Source organism: Nitratireductor kimnyeongensis (assembly GCF_019891395.1).
GTDB classification, from domain to species: Bacteria; Pseudomonadota; Alphaproteobacteria; order Rhizobiales; family Rhizobiaceae; genus Nitratireductor; species Nitratireductor kimnyeongensis.
Genome location: NZ_CP078143.1, coordinates 1,660,118 through 1,681,609, shown reverse-complemented (window position 1 = coordinate 1,681,609; position 21,492 = coordinate 1,660,118). Strand labels below are relative to the sequence as shown.

Genomic DNA, 21,492 nt, shown 5'->3' with positions numbered 1-21,492 from the left:
TACATTCAGCGGGCTGTCGACCAGCCGAACCAAAGAGCGACGAGCGCGAGCAGCGCGGAAAGCGTACGCCGCGCGATACGTTCGCGCCGCGGATCGGTCAGAAACGGTTGTAGCCGGCTGGCCAATACGACAATCAGACCGTGAATCAGTGTGGCGATGCCCACATAGATGAGTGTGAGAAACAGGGTTTGAGGTGTGAGCGGCAATGAGGGATTGACGAAAGTGGGTAGCACCGCGATGTAGAAAACGGCCGCTTTCGGATTGAGCAGATTGGTGACCAGTCCGCGAAGAAAATGCTGTTCGTCCGGCCGGTCGCCTGCCGAGACCGCGTCGCTGCCCTGCCGCCACCCATCCCATGCGAGATAGAGCAGGAACAGAATCCCTGCCCAGCGCAGAGCCTCATAGAGCAGTATGGATGCCTGGATGATCTGTGCAACGCCGAGTGCCGCGACAACACCGACGATGCCGAGCCCGAGCGCGACACCGGTGACAGTTGCAAAACCCGCCCGGCGGCCCTCCGACGCCGAAATCAGGGCCAGATAGGCCATGTTGGGACCGGGGGTCAGCTCAATCAGCGTCGACGCCAGGGCGAACGAGGCGACGACGGCTAGATCGAGTCCCAAAAATGTCATGGTCTCAGTGCGCTTCGTCCCAATTGTTTGCGGCGCGCGCCTCCACTTGAAGGGGAACAGAGAGAGCACGTGCCGGGAATGCCGCATTCTCCATCACCTCGCAGATGACGGGGATGGCCTTTTCCACCTTGCTTTCCGGCGCTTCGAAGATCAGTTCGTCATGGACCTGAAGCAGCATCTCCACGTCTTCAAGCCCGGCATCGGCAAGAGCGTCTTCCATGCGCGCCATAGCGCGGCGAATGATGTCGGCGGCCGAGCCCTGGATCGGCGCGTTGATTGCCGCACGTTCGTTGAAGGCTCGCAATTGCGGGTTTGAGGAGCGGATTTCTGGATAATGCGCGCGCCGGCCAAAAATCGTCTCCACATAGCCATATTCCTTGGCCTTGGCCTTGGTGGAATCCATATAATCCTTGATGCCGGGAAAGCGCTCGAAATAGCGTTTGATATAGGCGCTCGCCTCTTCGCGAGGGATGCCAAGTTGATTGGCCAGCCCAAAGGCGGAGATGCCGTAGATGATTCCGAAATTGATAGCCTTGGCGCGCCGGCGCACCTCCGGTGGCATGCCTTCGACCGGAACATCGAACATCTCCGAGGCCGTCATCGCGTGAATGTCTAACCCGTCGGCGAATGCCTTCTTGAGTTCGGGTATGTCGGCCACATGGGCAAGCACACGCAGCTCGATCTGGCTGTAATCGGCGGAGATCAGCCTGGAACCTTGAGGCGCCACGAAGGCGGTGCGGATCTTGCGGCCTTCCGTGGTGCGGATCGGAATGTTCTGCAGATTTGGTTCGGAGGACGAGAGTCGTCCGGTGGTGGTCGACGCCAGCGCGTAGGAGGTGTGCACGCGCTTGGATTGGGGGTTGATGTAGCCTGGCAGCGCATCCGTGTAGGTGGATTTGAGCTTGGTGACCTGGCGCCAGTCGACGATCTTGCGCGGGAGCTCATGGCCCGCGGCTGCGAGGTCTTCGAGCACCTGCGCCGAAGTCGACCATTGGCCGGTCTTGGTCTTGCTGCCGCCCGGGAGGCCCATCTTGCCGAACAGGATCTCGCCAAGCTGTTTGGGCGAGCCGATGGTGAAGCGTTCGCCGGCCAGTTCGTAGATCTCGTCTTCGATGCCCGCCGCGGTTTGGGCAAAATCGCCCGAAAGGCGCGAAAGAATCTGCCGGTCGACGGCAACGCCGCGATGCTCCATGCGGCCGATTACCGGGATCATGGGACGTTCCAGCCGCTCATAGACGGAAACAAGCCCTTCGGCAGCAAGACGCGGTTTCAGCACCTGCCAGAGGCGGAGCGTGATATCCGCATCTTCAGCGGCGTAGGCGGTGGCGCGCTCCAGATCGACCATATCGAAGGTGACCTGCTTGCGGCCTGTGCCTGTCAGCTCCTTGTAGGGAATGGGGGTATGGCCGAGCCACCGTTCGGAAAGCGCATCCATGCCATGACTCACTGTGCCGTGGCTGCCCGTTCCGGCATCGAGCACATAGGAGATGAGCATGGTGTCGTCCACACCGACGATTTCCACGCCAAGGCGGAACATCAGCAGCCAATCATATTTCAGGTTCTGGCCGATCTTGAGAACGGCTGGGTCCGCCATGATGGCTTTGATTGCTTCCAGCGCGTCCTTCTGCGGTATCTGGTGTTCGATCAGCCCTCCACCTAGGAGATCTCCGTCGCCGCTCTTGTGGTTGAGCGGGATATAGGCGGCGCGGCCGGGTTTGGTGGCAAGGGAAAAGCCGCACAATTCCGCTTGCATAGGGTCGAGCGAGGTTGTCTCGGTGTCGAAAGCCAGGATCCCGGTCTCATAGGCTTCCTCGATCCAGCTTTTCAGTGTGTCCAGTTCGCGAATGCATTCGTAGCCCGCGTGGTCGAATTTCTGGGCCGATCCGGCCTCGGCGATGCTGGCGGCCAGCTTCGCAGGTGTCGCGGTATCATCGGTGTTTGCATCGGATTCAGAGTCAAGGTCCGGGCCATGGGCGTTCTCACCCGCTTCGACCTCCACATGAGCTGCTTCGATCTCCGCCACTTCCGCTCCTGTCGCCTCGGCCACGCGGCGGGTCAGTGTGGAGAACTCCATCGCTTTCAGAAAGCCGATCAGCTTTGGTCCGTCCGGTGGCGCAAGCTCGAACGTGTCGATCCCGTGCTCGACAGGGACGTCGATCCTGAGCTTCACCAATTCTCGGGAAATGCGTGCCTTTTCGGCGAATTCGATCAGGTTTTCGCGTCTTTTGTTCTGTTTTATCTCATTTGCGCGCGAAAGCAGTGTATCGAGATCGCCATATTCTTCGAGCAACTGCGCGGCTGTTTTCGGACCGATACCGGGTACTCCGGGCACGTTGTCCACCGAATCGCCCGTCAGCGCCTGGAGATCGATCATCTTTTCAGGCGGGACGCCCCATTTCTCGATGACCTCCGGCACTCGTATCTCCCGATCCTTCATCGGGTCGTACATCGAAACCTGATCGGTGACGAGCTGCATCAGATCCTTGTCGGAGGAGATGATGGTCGTTTCTCCGCCTGCTTCGCTTGCAAGCCTGGCATAGGTGGCGATCAGGTCGTCGGCCTCGAAGCCGGCCATTTCGATACAAGGCAGGTCGAATGCCTGTGTGGCTTCGCGGATCAGGCCGAACTGCGGCACCAGATCTTCAGGTGGTTCGGAGCGATTGGCTTTGTATTCGGGATAGAGATCGTTGCGGAATGTTTTCGACGAGTGGTCGAAAATCACTGCAAAATGGGTCGGCGTGACGCCGACATCCGTATCACGCGCGTTCTGCAGCAGTTTCCAGAGCATGTTGCAGAAGCCGGCCACCGCACCGACCGGCAGGCCGTCGGATTTGCGGGTGAGCGGGGGCAGTGCGTGATAGGCGCGAAAGATGTAGCCCGAGCCGTCAACGAGGAAAAGATGATCGCCTTTTTTCATGGCTGTACGGGTAGCGCGGCAGGGTGCGCCTGTCCATGGAAAAGGGGGTGTTCAGCGCCTTTCGGTGAAGTGTGCTGACATGGACGAACGCCACCTACCGCTTTCTATCACGCCTTTGTTACGAAGATGTAATGTCCGCGCCCTTGAATAGCCACGTTCAAATACAAAATAACAGACAGCGGCAATTTTCGCCGTGGTTCGGCCTAGGCTCGTCCCCCGCCTATCCCGGACGAAATAGCGGCAGCCTTAATCCCCCCTCTCCGGGCTGCCGCGGTGTTTCAAGCATGGCCGCCGTGGTTTCCCCTCCACCACGGCGGCTCTTGATACTCAGGGATCAGGATTTCCTGCGCTTTCTGCCGTAAAGCTCCAACCGGTGATGCACGATGTCGTAGCCCAGAGCGCGCGCAATCTCTTCCTGCAATGCCTCGATCCGGTCTGAATGGAACTCGATCACGTCGCCCGTGTCGATGTCGATCAGGTGATCGTGATGCTCGCCATCGGCCTGTTCGAAACGGGCCCGGCCGCCCTCAAAGGCATGGCGGTGGATCGCTCCCATCTCCTCCAGCAATTTCATGGTGCGGTAGACGGTGGACAGCGAGATGCTCGGATCGATGGCTGAAGCACGCTGGAAAATTTCCATGGCGTCCGGATGATCGTCGGTCTCCGTGAGAATGCGCAGAATGATCTTGCGCGGCCGGGTGATGCGAACGCCGGCGCGGCGCAGTTCCTTCTCGTAATCCGGCTTGTGGCTGGCGTGCTGGTTCATGGGCCGACTATGCGCCAGATGACAATCAGTTGCAAAGATTCCATCTGTTCGCACTCAAGTTTCTCCTCAGAAAACCCCACATTTTCAAGGGTTCAACTTTTTTATTGCAAACGATTTGCAATTGCATTGACGAGTTGTCAAATTCAGCCTAGCTTCAGGTAGTCACAGCAGATCGAAGTGTTTCAGGGGATATTCATGGGTTTAGCCAAGGGATTGGCCACTTTCATCGTCGCGGCACTCGCCGCGACCTCCGCCTTTGCTAAGGACGAGCGTTTCAAGGCGGTCACAACTTTCACCGTCATTGCCGACATGGCGCGCAATGTTGCAGGCGATGCGGCGTTGGTCGAATCGATCACCAAGCCGAATGCCGAGATCCACAATTACCAGCCGACACCGGGCGATATTCTGCGCGCTCAGGATGCCGACCTCATTCTGTGGAACGGGCTCAATCTCGAACTCTGGTTCGAGCGCTTCTTCCGCAATCTGAAGGATGTGCCGAGCGTGGTGGTTTCGGAAGGCGTGGAGCCGATGAGCATTGGCGATGGGCCCTATACGGGCAAGCCCAATCCGCACGCCTGGATGTCGCCGAGCGATGCGCTGACCTATGTCGACAACATCCGCGACGCGTTTTCCAAGCATGATCCGGAGAATGCCGAGGTCTATGCGAAGAATGCCGAGGCCTACAAGGCACAGATCAAGGGGGTCGTGGACCCGATCCGTGAACGACTGGCCAAAATTCCTGAGGACCACCGGGTCCTTGTCACCAGTGAAGGTGCATTCAGCTATCTGGCCCGCGACTTCGGTTTGAAGGAGCTCTACATCTGGCCCATCAATGCCGATCAGCAGGGCACGCCGCAGCAGGTGCGCCATGTGATCGACCAGATCAGGGAAACCGGGGCGCCGGCCGTTTTCAGCGAAAGCACAGTATCGCCGGATCCGGCAAAGCAGGTGGCGCGTGAAACCGGTGCGAAGTATGGTGGTGTCCTTTATGTCGACTCGCTGAGCGACGAGAGCGGCGAAGTCCCCACCTATCTGGATCTTCTTCGGGTCACGAGCGAAACGATCGCCGAAGGGCTGACCCGGCAATGAACGCACCCGTGATCAAAAAGAACAGAAAGCCGGCAGCACAGTCTGCCGGCATCGACGTTCAGGATGTGACCGTTACCTATCGGAACGGTCACACGGCGTTACGAGATGCCAGTTTCTCGATCCCAACCGGAACGATCGCGGCGCTTGTCGGCGTCAATGGCAGCGGAAAATCGACGCTCTTCAAGGCGATCATGGGCTTTGTCCCGCTCGCTCGTGGGCAGGTCTCAATTCTGGACCAGCCGGCCGGCCGCGCGCTCAAGCGCAATGTCGTAGCATATGTTCCGCAGGCTGAAGAGGTGGACTGGAATTTCCCGGTCCTGGTCGAAGACGTCGTGATGATGGGGCGCTACGGCCACATGAACTTCATGCGATGGCCGCGCCGACAGGACCATGAAATGGTCGCTTCCGCGCTCGAGCGCGTAGGGATGGCCGATTACAGGAAGCGACAGATCGGTGAACTATCGGGCGGTCAGAAAAAACGTGTTTTTTTGGCACGTGCGTTGGCACAGGAAGGGCGGGTTATCCTGCTCGACGAACCGTTTACCGGCGTTGACGTCCGCACGGAAGAATCCATCATCGCGCTTCTGAAGGCGCTGCGGGAGGAAGGTCATGTCATGCTGGTCTCGACGCACAATCTGGGCAGCGTGCCCCGCTTTTGCGATCGGACCGTCCTGATCAACCGCACGGTGCTGGCTTCCGGGCTGACACCGGAAGTCTTTACCCGAGGCAATCTGGAGAAGGCGTTTGGTGGCGTGCTGCGCCAGTTCACGCTGGCCGGAGCCGACCTGCATGAAGACGCGGAAGAGGATTCCCGCCGGCTGACGGTTCTGACAGACGATGAGCGGCCCTTCGTCATATATGGTGACGAGGAAGGGGCATCGGGAGCGGGTGACAGAAAATGAGCGCCTATTTGCTCGAACCATTTTCCTACGGATACATGGTCAACGCCATGTGGGTGAGCGCGCTGGTGGGCGGTGTCTGTGCCTTCCTCTCCGCCTATCTGATGCTCAAGGGCTGGTCGCTGATCGGCGATGCGCTTTCCCATTCCATCGTGCCGGGCGTGGCCGGGGCCTACATGCTGGGCCTGCCGTTTTCCATCGGCGCTTTCTTTGCCGGCGGGCTTGCGGCCGGTGCGATGTTCTTTCTCAATCAGCGCACCAAACTGCGCGAGGACGCCATCATCGGCCTGATCTTCACCTCATTTTTCGGGCTCGGACTGTTCATGGTTTCGCTGTCACCGGCGGCTGTGAACATACAGACCATCGTTCTTGGCAACATTCTTGCCATCACGCCATCGGACACGCTGCAACTCGTCATCATTTCTGCTGTTACGTTGCTTGTTCTTGCCTTCAAATGGAAGGACCTGATGGTCGCCTTCTTTGATGAGAACCATGCACGCTCCATCGGGCTCAATCCGGGATTTCTACGGTTCGTGTTTTTCACGCTTCTGAGCGCGTGCACGGTGGCCGCCATGCAGACGGTGGGAGCGTTTCTCGTGATCGCCATGGTGGTGACCCCCGGGGCAACGGCTTATCTCCTGACGGACCGGTTTCCGCGGCTCGTCGCCATCGCGGTGGCGATCGGCGCGCTCTCCAGTTGTGTGGGAGCCTATACGAGTTACTTTCTCGATGGGGCGACGGGCGGGATCATCGTGGTGCTGCAGACACTTGCATTTCTGACAGCCTTCATCTTCGCGCCGAAGCACGGGCTTCTGGCCTCGCGGCGACGCGCGCGAGAAGCGCTGGAAGGCGATACGCAGGAGATCGGCGCATGAACAGCTTTCTAGAGACGCTGATGCTACCTTTCGCTTTTCCCTTCATGCAGCAGGCATTCATCATCTCGGTGCTGATCGCGGCACCGATGGCGCTGCTGTCCTGTTTTCTGGTCCTCAAGGGCTGGTCGCTGATGGGTGATGCGGTGAGCCATGCGGTGCTGCCCGGCGTTGTGATTGCCTATATCATCGGCATACCTTTCGCCATCGGTGCCTTCGTCGCCGGCATGACCTGCGTTGTGGGCATCGGCTATCTGAAGGAGAACAGTCGGGTGAAAGAAGACACGATCATGGGCGTGGTCTTCTCCGGCATGTTCGGGCTTGGCCTTTTGCTCTACACCAAAATTCAGACGGAAGTGCATCTCGACCACATCCTGTTTGGTGACATGCTGGGCGTGACTTGGGGCGATATCGTGCAGACGGGGATCATCGCACTTTTCGTTTGCGTGGCGATCCTGCTGTTTCGACGGGATCTGCTTCTGAATGCGTTCGATGGGCAGCACGCCAAGGCGATCGGCCTGCCGGTGCGGATGCTCCATTACGGGCTGTTGTCCATCCTCTCGCTCACCATCGTGGCAGCGTTAACGGCAGTAGGGATCATTTTGGCGATTGCGCTTCTGATCGGGCCGGGGGCAGTTGCCTTTCTGCTGGTCAGGCGGTTCGACAAGATGCTGCTGGTCAGCCTGGCAGTGGCGCTTTTTTCGTCGTTCTTTGGCGTTTATCTCAGCTTCTTCCTCGATAGCGCGCCAGCGCCGACGATCGTGCTCTTGATGACGGTTCTCTTCTTGGCCGCGTTCGTCCACACACTGCGTCGCAATGCGCGGGAGGATGCGGCGCGGCTTGCGGACACAGGGGCCGCCGGTTGAATCCCGTGTGAGCCCACCCCTATTTGCCGGCTCACACGGAGCGCCTCTCCCCCATCTGGTGGTTGTGGGGGAGAGGCGAAAACGATGTTGGAGTATAGGCTAATCCGGCAGGACGGCCGTAGCCTCAATTTCCACCTTCGCTTCATCCTCTATAAGCGCCGTAACCTGGACGACACTCATGGGCGGGAAGTTGCGGCCCATGACGGAGCGATAGGCCTCGCCGAGCTCTCGCAGTCGGCTGCCATAGGCCTGCTTGTCGGTGATGAACCAGGTGAGCCGCACCACATGCTCCGGGCCGGCACCGGCCTCTTTCAGCAGCGTGACGATGTTCTCCAGCGCTTGCCGTACCTGACCTATGAAATCGTCGGTCTCGAACACCTGTTCGCTGTTCCAGCCAATCTGGCCTCCAAGAAAAATGGTGCGGCCCTTTGCGATCACTCCATTGGAGTACCCCTTGGCGGGAACCCAGTTCTCGGGCTGGAGAATCTGGTGAAGCGGGACAGTCATGCTATTTCCTTCATGCTTGGGAACAAGGGCGTGGTCACACGCCGAGAAAGCGCTCCTGGAGCTCGTCCGTGAGTGCTGAGGGTGCACCGGTCCACGCGGTGCGGCCTTTTTCGAGAATGACGCAGCGGTCCGCCACGGGCAGAAGCTCACTGAGCGTCTTGTCGACGATCAGGATCGACTGTCCCTCCGTCCGGATGGTGCGGATAGCGCGCCAGATGTCCTGCCGGATCACCGGGGCGAGACCCTCGGTCGCTTCGTCGAGAATGAGGAGGCGCGGATTGGTGGCGAGCGCCCGGCCTATGGCAAGCATCTGCTGCTCGCCGCCCGAGAGCGTGTTCGCATACTGGTCGCGCCGCTCTGCCAGGCGCGGGAAGAGCGTGTTCACGCCATCGAGCATCCATTTTCCCGGTCGGGCGGCGGCGAGGATGTTCTCCTCCACCGTCAGATTGGGGAAGCAGCGGCGGCCTTCCGGCACCAGCCCGACACCCAATCGCGCGATCCGGTGCGGCTTCATGCGCATGATGTCCTTGCCGGCGAATTTTATGCCGCCGGACTGCGCGGGCGTGAGGTGGCAGACGGAGCGGATGGTCGTCGTCTTGCCCATACCGTTGCGGCCCATGAGAGCGACTGCTTCACCCTCTTCGACTGAAAGATCAACGCCGAAGAGCGCCTGGGACTTGCCGTAGAAGGTTTTCAGATCCCGAATCTCGAGCAGCTTCATGCGCCATCTCCCAGATAGGCTTCGCGCACGGCGGGATGATTGCGGATTTCGTCAACTTTGCCGGTGGCGATGATGCGCCCATAGACGAGAACCGAAATGCGGTCGGCCAGTGCGAAGACCGCGTCCATGTCGTGCTCGACCAGAAGAATCGGTGCCTCTGCCCGAAGGCCATCAAGGAAACCGGTGAGTGCCTGCGAGCCTTCAGGCCCCATGCCCGCCATGGGTTCATCCAACAGAAAGGCCTTTGCCCCCAGCGCCAGCGCAATCGCGATTTCGAGCTGCCGCCTTTCGCCATGGGAAAGTTCGGCCGCCGATATCTGGGCGCGATCAGCAAGACCGACACGGTCGAGCGCCTCATGTGCAGGTTCCGTCAGGCTGCGGTCGTGCATGACGGGCCGGAAAAACCGGAAGCTGGAACCCTGCCGGGCCTGTACTGCCAGCATGACATTGCGCAGGGCTGAAAACTCCGGCGCCAGCGAAGAGACCTGAAATGTGCGCCCCATGCCAAGCCGCGCGCGGGCCGCTACATCGAGCGGTTTCACATCGCGGCCCTCGAAGCGGATCTCCCCACTGTCGGGTTTGAGTGAGCCGGCAATCTGGTGGATGAGGGTCGATTTGCCGGCGCCATTGGGGCCGATCAGCGCGTGGATCTCGCCAGGCTTGAGATCGAGGCTTACCCCATCGGTCGCCTGCAATGCGCCAAAACGCTTCTTCAGGTCTCGAATGTCGAGAATGGGATCAGCCATGACGCGCCCTCCCGGCAAGAAGGCCCATCATGCCGCCGCGGGCAAACAGCACCACGGCCAGAAGGATGAGGCCAAGAAAGAACTGCCAGTGCTCGGTGATGCCGCCCAGCGCGAACTCGAAAAGGACGTAAACGATGGCCCCGGTCAACGGCCCTGCGAGACGCCCGACGCCGCCGATGATGATCAGCACGATCAGCTCGCCTGACATGTGCCAGGAAAACATGGACGGGCTGACAAAGCGGTTGAGATCGGCAAAGAGCGCTCCGGCGAGCGCCGTCAACATGGCGGACAGGACGAAGGCCACTAACCGCACCCTGAAAGGGCCGATGCCGACGGCGGCAAGCCGCGTCTCGTTCTGTCGCCCGGCCTGAAGTGCGGCACCGAAACGGGAATCGCGGAGCAATCCAAAAAGCAGGAGGCCAAGCACGAGCAGGCCAAAACAGATGAGAAAAAAGCTCATCGGTGCCAATGTGTTCGTGCCCGGGAAGGCATTGCGAACATAGATCGACAGGCCATCCTCACCGCCATAGGCCGGCCAGGAGATTGCGAAATAGTAGATCATCTGCGCGAAGGCGAGGGTGATCATGATGAAATAGACGCCGGAGGTTCTGAGCGAAATCAGGCCGATGAGCAACGCCACCAGTGCGGCAGCAATGGCACCAGTGATCCAGATGACGATCATCTGGTTGGTGCCTGGCAGGCCAAAGAGAAGCGGCTCGCTGTTGAAGGCGTGTGTGGCCAGAATGCCCGCGGCATAACCGCCAATGCCGAAGAACGCGGCATGGCCGAAGGAGACCAGACCGCCCAGGCCGAGCGCGATGTTGAGACCGGTGGCGGCAAGGCCGAGGATCGCCATGCGGGTCGCCAGCGTGATGTAGAAGGTCTCGCCGATGGCCTGCGCGATGAAGGCTGCCGCAAGCAGGCCGGCGACGATAAGGATGCTGAAGACTGTTTCGCGTGTCATGACTGCACCCTCACGCATTTGCCGCGAACAGGCCCTGTGGCCTGAAAGCGAGGATGAGGGCCATGACGATATAGATCAGCATGGAGGCGAGCGCCGCACCGACCGTGGCAGCTTCGGAATTGGCCATGAACAGGCCAAAGAGATGCGGCAGCAAAAAGCGGCCGAGCGTTTCTGTCAGCCCCACGAGGATCGAGCCCACCAGTGCACCCTTGATCGAGCCGATACCGCCTATGACGATGACCACGAAGGCGAGGATCAGCACCGGTTCGCCCATGCCCACCTGCACCGATTGCAGGGCGCCGACCATCGCGCCGGCCAAACCGGCAAGAGCTGCGCCGAGCGCGAAGACGAGTGTGTAGAGTGTGCCGATGTCGATGCCGAGCGCGCCGATCATCTCGCGGTCGGATTCACCTGCGCGAATGCGCATGCCGAGCCGTGTTTTGCCGATCAGGAGATAAAGCCCCACGGCGACCGCGATGCCGACCCCGATCACGGCCAGCCGATAGATCGGATATTGTGCGCCGCCGGGCAGGTGCACCGCGCCTGAGAGAAGAGGCGGTATGTCGAGATAGAGCGGGAAGGAGCCGAATACCCAGCGCGTGCCTTCCGAAAAGATGAGGATCAGCGCGAAGGTGGCCAGCACCTGGTCGAGATGATCACGTTCGTAGAGCCGCCGGATCACCAGAAGCTCGACAATGGCACCAGCCGCTGCAGCCGCGGCAAGACTGGCCACGAGGCCAAGCCAGAACGAGCCCGTCGCCGCGGCCACGGCCGCGCAGGCAAATGCGCCGACCATGAAGAGCGAGCCATGGGCCAGATTGATCAGCCCCATCACGCCGAAGATCAGTGTCAGGCCGGCGGCCATCAGAAACAGCATCACGCCGAACTGAAGGCCGTTCAAAATCTGCTCTATGAGAAGGGTTAGGGACACGGGTCAGCTGTTGTTTGGGTTGAACTTGAGGCGACTGAGGTGCGTTCCACCCTCGCCCTTCGACAAGCTCGGATGAGGGTGAAACAGCTGCGTCAGGCGAAACACGCCAATAATGGAGTGCATGTTGCAGAACTCACCCCACCCCAGCCCTCATGGTGAGCTTGTCGAACCACGAGGGCGGGATGTCGCGTGGCTGTCCTACATCTTGCACTCGGCCGCGTAGGCGTCCTTGTGGTCGGTGAATGCGGTGCCAACGATCTTGTTGGTCAGAGTGTCACCATCCTTCACCACCTCGCGGACATAGAAATCCTGGATCGGGTGGTTGTTGGTGTTGAAGGAAAACTTGCCGCGAACGGAATCGAATTCCGCTTCCTTCAGTGCTGCACGGAAGGCTTCCTTGTCCTTCACGCTTGCCTTTTCTGCCGCGGAAAGGATGAGGTTCGCCGTGTCATAGGCCTGCGCGGCATAGACCGAGGGCAGGCGGCCATACGCCTCTTTAAATCCTTCGACAAAGGCCTTGTTGGCTTCGTTGTCGAGATCATAAGCCCAGGAGGCGGTGTTCTTCACCCCAAGCGCTGCATCGCCAATGGCTGGCAGGACATCCTGGCTGAAGGAGAATGCGGGTCCAAGCAGCGGCAGGTCGACGCCCGACTGGGCATATTGCTTCGTGAAGGCGATGCCCATGCCGCCCGGCAGGAAGATGAACACCGAATCGGCGCCTGAAGCGCGGATCTGGGCGATCTCGGCCGCATAATCCGTCTGGCCGAGCTTGGTGTAGATTTCACCTGCCAGTTCGCCCTTGTAGAAGCGCTTGAAGCCGGTCAGCGAATCCTTGCCGGCGGGATAGTTGGGCGCCATGATGAAGGTCTTCTTGTAGTCCTTGTTGGCCGCCTCGCCCATCGCCTCGTGGAAATTGTCGTTCTGATAGGCAACGTTGAAATAGTTCGGGCTGCAGCCGGCGCCGGCAAGTGCCGATGGACCGGCATTGACTGACAGGTAGATCACATCCTGCGCTGTCGCCGATGGCACGACCGCCATGGCGAGGTTTGACCAGATGATGCCGGTCATCAGGTCCACCTTGTCGCTCTGGATCATCTTGTCGGCGATCTGGACTGCGAGTTCGGGCTTCTGGGCATCGTCTTCAACAACGACATCGATTTCCTTGTTGCCAGACTGCTCGATGGCGAGCATGAACCCGTCGCGGGCGTCGATGCCAAGGCCCGCGCCACCGCCTGAAAGCGTGGTGATCATGCCGATTTTCACCGGTTCGGCATAGGCGTTTCCGGCAACACTTGCCGAAAGGGCAAGCAGGCTTGCTGCTAGTAGATTCTTCATGTGTAGTCTCCCAACGTTCCCTTGTCATTGACACCGCTATGAGCGGCTTTGTTACCCGCGCCCCGTTACATGTCCGTGCGGACCCGCCAGAGCTCGGGGAATAGTTCCACATCCAGCATCTTGCGCAAGTAGGAAACGCCGGATGTACCGCCTGTTCCGCGTTTCAGCCCGATGATCCGTTCGACGGTGGTCACGTGGTTGAAACGCCAGCGGCGGAAATAGTCTTCGAAATCAATCAATTTTTCCGCAAGCTCGTAAAGCGCCCAGTGCTCGTCGGGCCGCGCGTAGACCGCCTTCCATGCCGCCTGGACCTGATCATTGGCCTCGCGCTTGTCACGCCAGCTTGTGCGCCCCGCATCCGCTCCGATGTCGAAACCGTTGCGCGCCAGAAGCTGTAGTGCCTCGTCATAAAGGCTGGGCTCGGCAAGTATCTCTTCAAGCCGTGCGGTGATCTGCGGCAGATCTGAGTGCGGCTTGAGCATTGCCAAATTGCGGTTGCCGGCCAGAAACTCGATGGAACGGTACTGCCAGGATTGAAAGCCCGACGACTGTCCAAGCGCATCGCGGAAGGTGGAATACTCGCTCGGCGTCATGGTGCGCAGCACGTCCCACGCACTGTTGAGCTGTTCAAAGATCCGCGCCACGCGGGTCAGCATCTTGAAGGCCGGGCGCAGGCGGTCTTCGGCGATGGCAGCGCGTGCGGAGCGGATTTCGGTGATGGCGAGTTTCATCCAGAGCTCGGAGGTCTGGTGCTGGATGATGAACAGCAGTTCGTCGCGCGCTTCGGACAGGGGCTCCTGCGCGCTGAGTATCTTTTCCAGATGCAGATAGTCGCTGTAGGACATGGGCGGCTTGATATTGGCTGCCCCGTTGTCATCGATCTCAGGCTGGCTTGCCATGGTCAGCTCTTCTCCCGCAGTCGGAAACGCTGGATCTTGCCCGTCTCCGTTTTGGGCAGGGCATCGAGAAACTTGATGGAACGCGGATATTTGTACGGTGCAATGGTCGCTTTCACGTGATCCTGAAGGCGTTTCACCGTCAGCGCGTCGCGCGCCACCCCTTGGGCGAGTACCACATGGGCTTCGACGATCTGTCCGCGCTCTTCGCTCGCAGCGCCGATGACGGCGCATTCCATGACATCGGCATGAGCAAGCAAAGCGGCCTCCACCTCGGGGCCGGCAATGTTGTAACCGGCCGAAACGATCATGTCGTCGGAACGGGCTGCGAAATGAAAGCGGCCGTCCTCATCCTGATAGAAGGAGTCACCGGTGAGGTTCCAGCCGTCACGGACATACTCCTTCTGCCGTTCGTCGGCCAGATAGCGGCAGCCGGTCGGGCCGCGCACGGCCAGACGCCCGGTTTCGCCGCGCGGCAGTTCGTTCATGTCTTCGTCCACGATCCGCGCTTCATAGCCGGTCACCGGGCGGCCCGTGGTGGCGGGATGGCGATCATCGAAACGGTTGGAGATGAAGATGTGCAGCATCTCGGTCGCGCCAATGCCGTCGAGTATCGGCTTGCCGGTCTTTTTCGTCCATGCCTCGAACACGGGGCCAGGCAGTGTCTCGCCAGCCGAAACGGCAACGCGCAGGGAGGAAAGATCCGCCCCTTCATCCATCGCCGCCATCATGGCGCGATAGGCGGTGGGAGCGGTGAAGCTTACCGTGGCGCGGTATTTTTCGATGATCTCAATCATGTTCGGCGGCGTGGCGCTTTCAAGCAGCGTCGCCGTTGCGCCGAAACGCAAGGGGAAGATCGCCAGACCGCCGAGCCCGAAGGTGAAGGCAAGCGGTGGCGAGCCGACAAACACGTCGTCCGGTGTGACCTGAAGCACTTCCTTTGCATAGGCATCGGCGATGATTAGCAAATCGCGATGGAAATGCATGGTCGCCTTGGGCGTGCCGGTGGTGCCGGAGGTGAAGCCCAGAAGCGCGACATCGTCCCGGCCTGTCTTGACCGCGTCGAACTGAACAGGCTTGTCGAGGGCGATGCGGTCGAGCTCGGCGTCGAAATTGGCGGTGCCGTCGAAGCCGACCACATTTTTGAGGAACTTGCTGTCCTTGGCGCAGGCGACGAGCTCGTCCTTGATGCGGGTGTCGCACAGGGCAAGGCCGATCTCCGCCTTGTCGACGATCTTGGCCAGCTCGCCGGCGCGCAGCATGGGCATGGTGTTGACGACCACCGCGCCTGCCTTGGTGGCAGCCAGCCAGCACGCCACCATGGCCGGATTGTTGGCCGAGCGGATCAGGATGCGGTTGCCGGGCTTGACGCCGTAATCCTCGACCAGCGCGTGGGCGAGGCGGCTCGTCCAGTCGGCCAGTTCCTTGTAGGTGCGGCGGCGGCCATTGCCGATCAGCGCCACACGGTCACCGAAACCGCGCTCGACCATGCGGTCGGTCAGTTCGACGCCGGCATTCAGATAGTCGGGATAATCAAAACCATCGAGCAAGAATTCCGGCCATTGATCCGGCGGCGGAAGGTTATCCCGCGCAAATGTGTCTGTGTGACCCGTCGGTCCGAGCATGTGTTCACCCTCATTTTATCTGCCGTGCAATGACGACTTTCTGGACGTCTGATGCGCCCTCATAGATGCGCAGAGCCCTGATCTCCCGGTAAAGGCTCTCCACGATGTGCCCGCGGCGCACGCCGTCGCCGCCATGAATCTGCACTGCCTTGTCGATGACCTGCTGCGCCCTGTCGGTGGCAAAAAGTTTTGCCATGGCAGCTTCGCGCGTCACGCGCGGCGCGCCCATGTCCTTGGTCCATGCGGCGCGGTAGATGAGAAGGGCCGCGGCATCCACATCCAGCGCCATGTCCGCGATGTGGCCCTGCACCATCTGCAGGTCAAACAGCGGCGCGCCGAAAAGCTCGCGGTTGCCGGCGCGGTCAAGTGTCTCGTCCAGCGCGCGGCGTGCGAAGCCGAGTGCGGCGGCACCCACAGTTGAGCGGAACACATCGAGCACCGACATGGCGATCTTGAAACCATCGCCCGGCTTGCCGATCATGGCGGAGGCGGGCACGCGCACATCGTTGAAGGCAAGCCGCGCCAACGGGTGTGGCGCGATCACGTCCAGACGTTCTGCGACCTCCAGCCCCGGCGTGTCCGCAGGGACGAGAAAGGCGGAGATGCCCTTCGCGCCCGGCGCTTCGCCGGTGCGGGCAAAGACCGTGTAGAGATCGGCGATTCCGCCATTCGAGATCCAGGTTTTTTCACCGGACAACACATAATCAGCACCATCGCGTGTGGCGGACATGTCCATATTTGCCACATCCGACCCGGAGCGCGGCTCCGATAGGGCAAAGGCCGAGATCGCCTCGCCCGCGCGGGTCTTGTCGAGCCATTGCTGCTGCTCCTGCGTTCCGAACAGGCTGATCGCGCCGGTGCCGAGCCCCTGCATCGCGAAGGCGAAATCGGCCAGACCGTCATGTCGGGCCAGCGTTTCGCGCGTCAGGCAAAGCGTGCGCACATCGAGCGGGCCGGGATTGGCGGTGTCGAGCGCGGTGGGCTTGAGGAAACCGGCAGCGCCCAGCCGGGCGACGAGGTCGCGGCAGGCGGCGTCCACATCGCTGTGGTCGACGGGGAGGTTCTTGGCGCACCATGTGTCGAGTTTATCGGCCCAGTCGCGGTGGCGCTGTTCGAAGAAGGGCCAGTCGAGGAAGGAGCGATCAGGCATCAATCCCCCTCAAACACCGGTTTTTCTTTGGCGACAAACGCACGATAAGCCCGCTCGAAATCCTTTGTCTGCATGCAAATGGCCTGCGCCTGTGCTTCCGCCTCGATGGCCTGTTCAAGACCCATCGACCATTCCTGGTTGAGCTGGGTCTTGGTGATGCCGTGCGCAAAGGTCGGTCCGGCGGCAATCCGCGCGGCCATGTTCAAGGCTTCCGCTTCCAGTGCGTCGGCGGCTACGAGCCGGTTATAGAAACCCCAGCGCTCGCCTTCCTCGGCGCTCATGGAGCGGCCGGTGTAAAGCAGCTCCGCGGCACGGCCCTGACCAATGATGCGCGGCAGCATCGCGCAGGCACCCATGTCGCAGCCGGCGAGCCCGACACGGGTGAACAGGAACGCGGTCTTTGCCTCCGGTGTGGCAAGCCGCATGTCGGACGCCATGGCGATGATCGCGCCCGCCCCGACCGCCACGCCATCGACCGCCGAAATGATCGGTTTGTTGCAGGCGATCATGGCCTTGACCAGATCGCCGGTCATCCGGGTGAAGGCGAGCAGGCCCTTCATGTCCATATCGATCAGCGGGCCGATGATGTCGTGCACATCTCCACCCGAGCAGAAATTGCCGCCATTGGGCAGGAACACAACCGCGTCGACATCGTCCGCATAGGGCAGGGTACGGAACGTGTCGCGCAGCTCGGCATAGGAATCGAAGGTGAGCGGGTTCTTCCGGTCGGGCCGGTCGAGCTGGATAAGCGCGACGCTGCCTTCCATGCGCCAGATGAAATGCTTCGGCTTTAGATCGGCCATGGAGCTCATACGCCGCCCTCCCAATTGCTTTCGAATGTCTTGAGGGTGCCGGCAAGCGCCCGCGCCTCATCTTCCGGCAAATTGCCGAGAAGTTCGTCGATCCAGCGCTCATGCGCTTCGGCCATCGCAGCGAAGGCTTCCTTGCCGGTGGGTGTCAGCTTGATGATGGAGGTCCGGCGGTCGCCATCGCGCTTGGTGCGACTGGCCAGACCATCCGTCACCAAACGCTCCACGATGCCTGTAACATTGCCATTGGAGACGAGTAGAAAGCGTGAAATGTCGCTCATCGCCATGCCTTCGGGTGCGCGATCGAGCGCGGACAGCACATCGAAGCGCGGCAGGGTCGTGTCAAAACGGGACTTGAGCCTCTCCCGCAAGACGGCTTCGATCAGACGCGAGGCACGCAAGATCCTGATCCACAGGCGCAGACGTTCTTTTGCCGGGGCTCCGCTTTTTACGGCCGTCAGGGGAGCGCTTACCATGTTTCACCTCCAGAGATGGAAATCGACTGGCCGGTGACCGACGAGGCAGCAGAACTGACGAGCCACAATGCCGCCGCCGCCACTTCCTCCGGCTGGATCAGCCGGCCATGGGGATTGGCTTCGACGAAACCCTTGCGGGCTTCTTCGTGGCTGCGCCCGGTCTTTTCGACCACGCGCTCGATGGATTCTTCAAGCATCTCGGTTTCGACGTAGCCGGGGCAGATGGCATTCACTGTCACGCCGGTCTTGACCAGTTCGACCGAAAGCGCCCGCATCAGGCCGATGACGCCATGCTTGGAGGCGACATAGGGCGCGACATAGGCATAGCCCTTAAGGCCCGCGACCGAGGCAATGAAGATGATGCGTCCGCTGCCGCGCTTGGCCATGGGGGAAAGGGCAGGTTTCACGCTCAGGAACGCACCGGTCATGTTGACGTCGAGGATGCGGTTCCAGTCTTCGAGCTTCGTGCGGTGGGCGGGCGCGCTGGATGCGGTGCCTGCATTGGCAATGACGATGTCGAAGGGGCCACGGGCGTCTTCCGCCGTTTCATAGAGCGCCTGCATGGAGGCTTCGTCGGTTACATCGGCGGTCAGGGGGTGGATGCGATCATGCCGTGCGGCGACCTTTTCCAGCGGTTCGGCGCGCCGTCCGCAGATCGTGACGTCGATGCCGGCTTCGGCAAGGGCAAGCGCGACGGCTTCCCCAACGCCCGTTCCGCCGCCTGTGACGAGTGCGTGGCGTGAACTGGTCATTGTGCTGGCCTTTTCTTTGAAGTTCGGCGATGCCCCTCATCCGCCTGCCGGCACCTTCTCCCCGCACGCGGGGAGAAGGACGAAGCGGCGACGTCTATGCCACCTTCTCCCCGTGCGCGGGGAGAAGGTGAGGATGAGGGGCAGAGCCGGCATTCGGAAAACATCGTCACACCTTCCCCGTCATCTGCTCGGCGCGCTCGGCGAGCCGGTAGAGTTGATCGCGGCCTGGCAGATAGGGATCGGGCCAGGTCACGCCCTTGTCTGCGAGAGTTGCCGCAGCGTGGAGCGTCCAGTAGGGGTCGGCCAGATGCGGGCGGGCGAGGCAGACGAGGTCGGCGCGGCCAGCCATTAGGATCGAGTTCACATGGTCCGGCTCGTAGATGTTGCCCACGGCCATGGTTGCCATGCCGGTCTCGTTGCGGATGCGGTCGGAGAAGGGAGTCTGGAACATACGGCCATAGACGGGTCGGGCACGTTTGGAGGTCTGGCCGGCCGAGACGTCGCAGATGTCCACACCCGCCTCCTGCAGCATGCGGGCGATCTCAACGGCTTCCTCCGGCGTCACGCCTTCATCGCCGACCCAATCATTGGCCGAAATGCGCACCGAGATGGGCTTGTCGTCAGGCCAGACGGCACGCATCGCATGGAAGATCTCCAGTGGGAAGCGCATCCGGTTTTCGAGACTGCCGCCATAATCGTCCTCGCGCCGGTTGGTGAGTGGCGAAATGAAGGACGACAGGAGATAGCCATGGGCGCAGTGCAGTTCGAGCATGTCGAACCCGCAACGCTCGGCCATTTCAGCAGCGGAAACGAACTGGTCGCGCACCATGTCCATATCGGCGCGATCCATGGCCTTGGGTGTCTGGTTCTTTTCTGACCATGAAACCTCGGAGGCGGCGAGAATCGGCCAGTTGCCTTCTTTCAGCGGTGCATCCATTTCCTCCCAGCCGAGCTGGGTGGAGCCTTTCGGGCCGGAATGGCCGATCTGCGCACAGATTTTCGCGTCCGTCTCCTGATGGATGAAATCGACAATCCGGGTCCAGGCGGCTTCGTGTTCGGGCTTGTAGAAGCCGGGGCAGCCGGGCGTGATGCGTCCTTCCGGACTGACGCAGGTCATCTCGATATAGACGAGGCCCGCGCCGCCCTTGGCGCGCTCGCAATAATGCACCATGTGCCAATCTGTCGGGCAGCCGTCCACTGCCTTGTACTGAGCCATGGGTGAGACGACAACGCGGTTCTTCAGCGTGAGGCCGCGTAGCTTGTAGGGCGCGAACATGGGCGCGCGGGCGGCATTGTCCTCGGCGCCTGCCTGCTGCTGGAACCAGCTTTCGGCGCCGGAGAGCCAGTCGGGATCGCGCAGGCGCAGGTTCTCATGACTGATGCGCTGGGATCGGGTGAGCAGCGAATAGTTGAACTGCACCGGATCGAGATCGAGATAGCGCTCCACCTCCTCGAACCACTCAAGCGAGTTGCGCGCTGCCGACTGAAGGCGCAGCACTTCCAGCCGCCTTGCGTCTTCGTATTTGTCGAAGGCTTCTTTCAGTGTCGGTTCGGTGTGGAGATATTCGGCCAGCGCAATGGCGCTTTCGAGCGCCAGCTTGGTGCCCGAACCGATGGAGAAGTGGGCGCTGGCAGCGGCGTCGCCCATCAGGGCGATGTTTTCGTGCGACCAGCGCTCGCAGAGCACGCGCGGGAAGTTGATCCACGCCGAGCCGCGAATGTGGTTGGCATTGGTCATCAGGCTGTGGCCGCCAAGATGATCCTTGAAGATCCGCTCGCAGACGGCGATCGATTCCTGCTGGTTCATCTCGCCGAAGCCAAACTTCTCCCAGGTCTCGGGCCCACATTCCACGATGAAGGTCGCGGTGTCGTCGTCGAACTGGTAGGCGTGTGCCCACACCCATCCATGCTCGGTCTTCTCGAAGATGAAGGTGAAAGCGTCGTCGAACTTCTGATGGGTACCGAGCCAGACGAATTTGCATTTGCGCACGTCGATGTCGGGCTTGAACACATCCGCAAAGGTGGTGCGGGTCCTTGAGTTCAGGCCATCGGCCGCCAGCACCATGTCGTATTCGGCCATGAAAGGACGGGGGTCGTCGATCTCGGTCTGGAACTCCAGCTTGATGCCGAGCTCACGGGCGCGCTCCTGCAGGAGGATGAGCAGGCGCATGCGGCCAATTCCACAGAAACCATGGCCGGTGGAGAGCGTGCGCACGCCTTTGTGCACCACGGCGATGTCGTCCCAATAGGCGAAATGCTCTCGAATGCGTTCGGCGCTGACCGGATCGTTTTCTGCGAGATTGTCGAGGGTTTCGTCGGAAAGAACCACGCCCCAGCCAAACGTGTCGTCAGCCTTGTTGCGCTCAAAGACCGTCACGTCGTGAGACGCGTCGCGCAACTTCATGGAGATCGCGAAGTAAAGGCCTGCCGGGCCGCCGCCGAGAATTGCAACTTTCATGCTTGCGCTCCTTCCTCCCAGGATCGCTCAACACCTGGCATTGAAAGCTTGGAGCATCGCACCGGACAATCGACATTTCAA

The 21,492-nt window shown here is 60.8% G+C and carries 20 protein-coding genes; 4 read left to right on the top strand and 16 right to left on the bottom strand.

Annotated elements, in window-relative coordinates:
* Positions 1–5: 5 nt before the first annotated feature.
* The 3 genes from KW403_RS07955 to KW403_RS07945 form a co-directional block, all read right to left on the bottom strand.
* On the bottom strand, positions 6–632 hold the full coding sequence (locus KW403_RS07955; protein WP_223022173.1) for a LysE family translocator: 627 nt from the start codon (positions 630–632) through the stop codon (positions 6–8).
* Positions 633–636: 4 nt separating this feature from the next.
* On the bottom strand, positions 637–3,549 hold the full coding sequence (gene polA / locus KW403_RS07950; RefSeq protein WP_223022172.1) for a DNA polymerase I: 2,913 nt from the start codon (positions 3,547–3,549) through the stop codon (positions 637–639).
* Between the two features lie 334 nt (positions 3,550–3,883).
* A complete protein-coding gene (locus KW403_RS07945) occupies positions 3,884–4,315 on the bottom strand; it encodes a Fur family transcriptional regulator (protein WP_223022171.1) in 432 nt (143 codons plus the stop codon).
* Between the two features lie 195 nt (positions 4,316–4,510).
* Between KW403_RS07945 and KW403_RS07940 the strand changes: the two genes are divergently transcribed.
* The 4 genes from KW403_RS07940 to KW403_RS07925 are packed head-to-tail and all read left to right on the top strand — an operon-like array spanning position 4,511 to position 8,041.
* A complete protein-coding gene (locus KW403_RS07940; protein WP_223022170.1) occupies positions 4,511–5,404 on the top strand; it encodes a metal ABC transporter substrate-binding protein in 894 nt (297 codons plus the stop codon).
* A complete protein-coding gene (locus KW403_RS07935) occupies positions 5,401–6,306 on the top strand; it encodes a manganese/iron ABC transporter ATP-binding protein (RefSeq protein ID WP_223022169.1) in 906 nt (301 codons plus the stop codon). Before KW403_RS07940 ends, KW403_RS07935 begins: the two co-directional genes overlap by 4 nt.
* Positions 6,303–7,178, top strand: coding sequence for a metal ABC transporter permease (locus KW403_RS07930; protein WP_223022168.1), 876 nt, complete (start codon positions 6,303–6,305; stop codon positions 7,176–7,178). The genes KW403_RS07935 and KW403_RS07930 overlap by 4 nt, the downstream gene beginning before the upstream one ends.
* Positions 7,175–8,041, top strand: coding sequence for a metal ABC transporter permease (locus tag KW403_RS07925; protein ID WP_223022167.1), 867 nt, complete (start codon positions 7,175–7,177; stop codon positions 8,039–8,041). Before KW403_RS07930 ends, KW403_RS07925 begins: the two co-directional genes overlap by 4 nt.
* Positions 8,042–8,140: 99 nt before the next feature.
* On the opposite strand, the gene KW403_RS07920 is transcribed toward KW403_RS07925, so the two are convergent.
* From KW403_RS07920 to KW403_RS07860, 13 genes are all read right to left on the bottom strand, one after another.
* The gene (locus tag KW403_RS07920; protein WP_223022166.1) at positions 8,141–8,548 is read right to left on the bottom strand and encodes a RidA family protein; all 408 of its coding nucleotides are present in this window, start codon (positions 8,546–8,548) and stop codon (positions 8,141–8,143) included.
* Between the two features lie 34 nt (positions 8,549–8,582).
* A complete protein-coding gene (locus KW403_RS07915; protein ID WP_223022165.1) occupies positions 8,583–9,269 on the bottom strand; it encodes an ABC transporter ATP-binding protein in 687 nt (228 codons plus the stop codon).
* A complete protein-coding gene (locus tag KW403_RS07910; RefSeq protein WP_223022164.1) occupies positions 9,266–10,015 on the bottom strand; it encodes an ABC transporter ATP-binding protein in 750 nt (249 codons plus the stop codon). The genes KW403_RS07915 and KW403_RS07910 overlap by 4 nt, the downstream gene beginning before the upstream one ends.
* Positions 10,008–10,979, bottom strand: coding sequence for a branched-chain amino acid ABC transporter permease (locus KW403_RS07905; RefSeq protein WP_223022163.1), 972 nt, complete (start codon positions 10,977–10,979; stop codon positions 10,008–10,010). The genes KW403_RS07910 and KW403_RS07905 overlap by 8 nt, the downstream gene beginning before the upstream one ends.
* Before the next feature lie 10 nt (positions 10,980–10,989).
* Positions 10,990–11,910 carry a branched-chain amino acid ABC transporter permease gene (locus KW403_RS07900; protein WP_223022162.1) on the bottom strand — a complete coding sequence of 307 codons (921 nt, stop codon included), beginning with the start codon at positions 11,908–11,910 and terminating at the stop codon, positions 10,990–10,992.
* Positions 11,911–12,108: 198 nt separating this feature from the next.
* Positions 12,109–13,245, bottom strand: a complete 1,137-nt coding sequence (locus KW403_RS07895) for an ABC transporter substrate-binding protein (protein WP_223022161.1) — start codon at positions 13,243–13,245, stop codon at positions 12,109–12,111.
* 65 nt (positions 13,246–13,310) lie between these two features.
* Positions 13,311–14,144, bottom strand: a complete 834-nt coding sequence (gene kynA, locus KW403_RS07890; protein WP_223022160.1) for a tryptophan 2,3-dioxygenase — start codon at positions 14,142–14,144, stop codon at positions 13,311–13,313.
* Positions 14,145–14,146: 2 nt separating this feature from the next.
* Positions 14,147–15,766: an AMP-binding protein gene (locus KW403_RS07885; protein ID WP_223022159.1), complete on the bottom strand. Its 1,620-nt coding sequence runs from the start codon at positions 15,764–15,766 to the stop codon at positions 14,147–14,149.
* Between the two features lie 10 nt (positions 15,767–15,776).
* Positions 15,777–16,916, bottom strand: a complete 1,140-nt coding sequence (locus KW403_RS07880) for an acyl-CoA dehydrogenase family protein (protein WP_223022158.1) — start codon at positions 16,914–16,916, stop codon at positions 15,777–15,779.
* A complete protein-coding gene (locus tag KW403_RS07875; RefSeq protein ID WP_223022157.1) occupies positions 16,916–17,728 on the bottom strand; it encodes an enoyl-CoA hydratase family protein in 813 nt (270 codons plus the stop codon). Before KW403_RS07875 ends, KW403_RS07880 begins: the two co-directional genes overlap by 1 nt.
* On the bottom strand, positions 17,725–18,201 hold the full coding sequence (locus KW403_RS07870; RefSeq protein ID WP_223022156.1) for a MarR family winged helix-turn-helix transcriptional regulator: 477 nt from the start codon (positions 18,199–18,201) through the stop codon (positions 17,725–17,727). The genes KW403_RS07875 and KW403_RS07870 overlap by 4 nt, the downstream gene beginning before the upstream one ends.
* On the bottom strand, positions 18,195–18,953 hold the full coding sequence (locus KW403_RS07865; RefSeq protein ID WP_223022155.1) for an SDR family NAD(P)-dependent oxidoreductase: 759 nt from the start codon (positions 18,951–18,953) through the stop codon (positions 18,195–18,197). Before KW403_RS07865 ends, KW403_RS07870 begins: the two co-directional genes overlap by 7 nt.
* Before the next feature lie 166 nt (positions 18,954–19,119).
* Positions 19,120–21,411: a bifunctional salicylyl-CoA 5-hydroxylase/oxidoreductase gene (locus tag KW403_RS07860; protein ID WP_223022154.1), complete on the bottom strand. Its 2,292-nt coding sequence runs from the start codon at positions 21,409–21,411 to the stop codon at positions 19,120–19,122.
* Positions 21,412–21,492 lie beyond the last annotated feature (81 nt).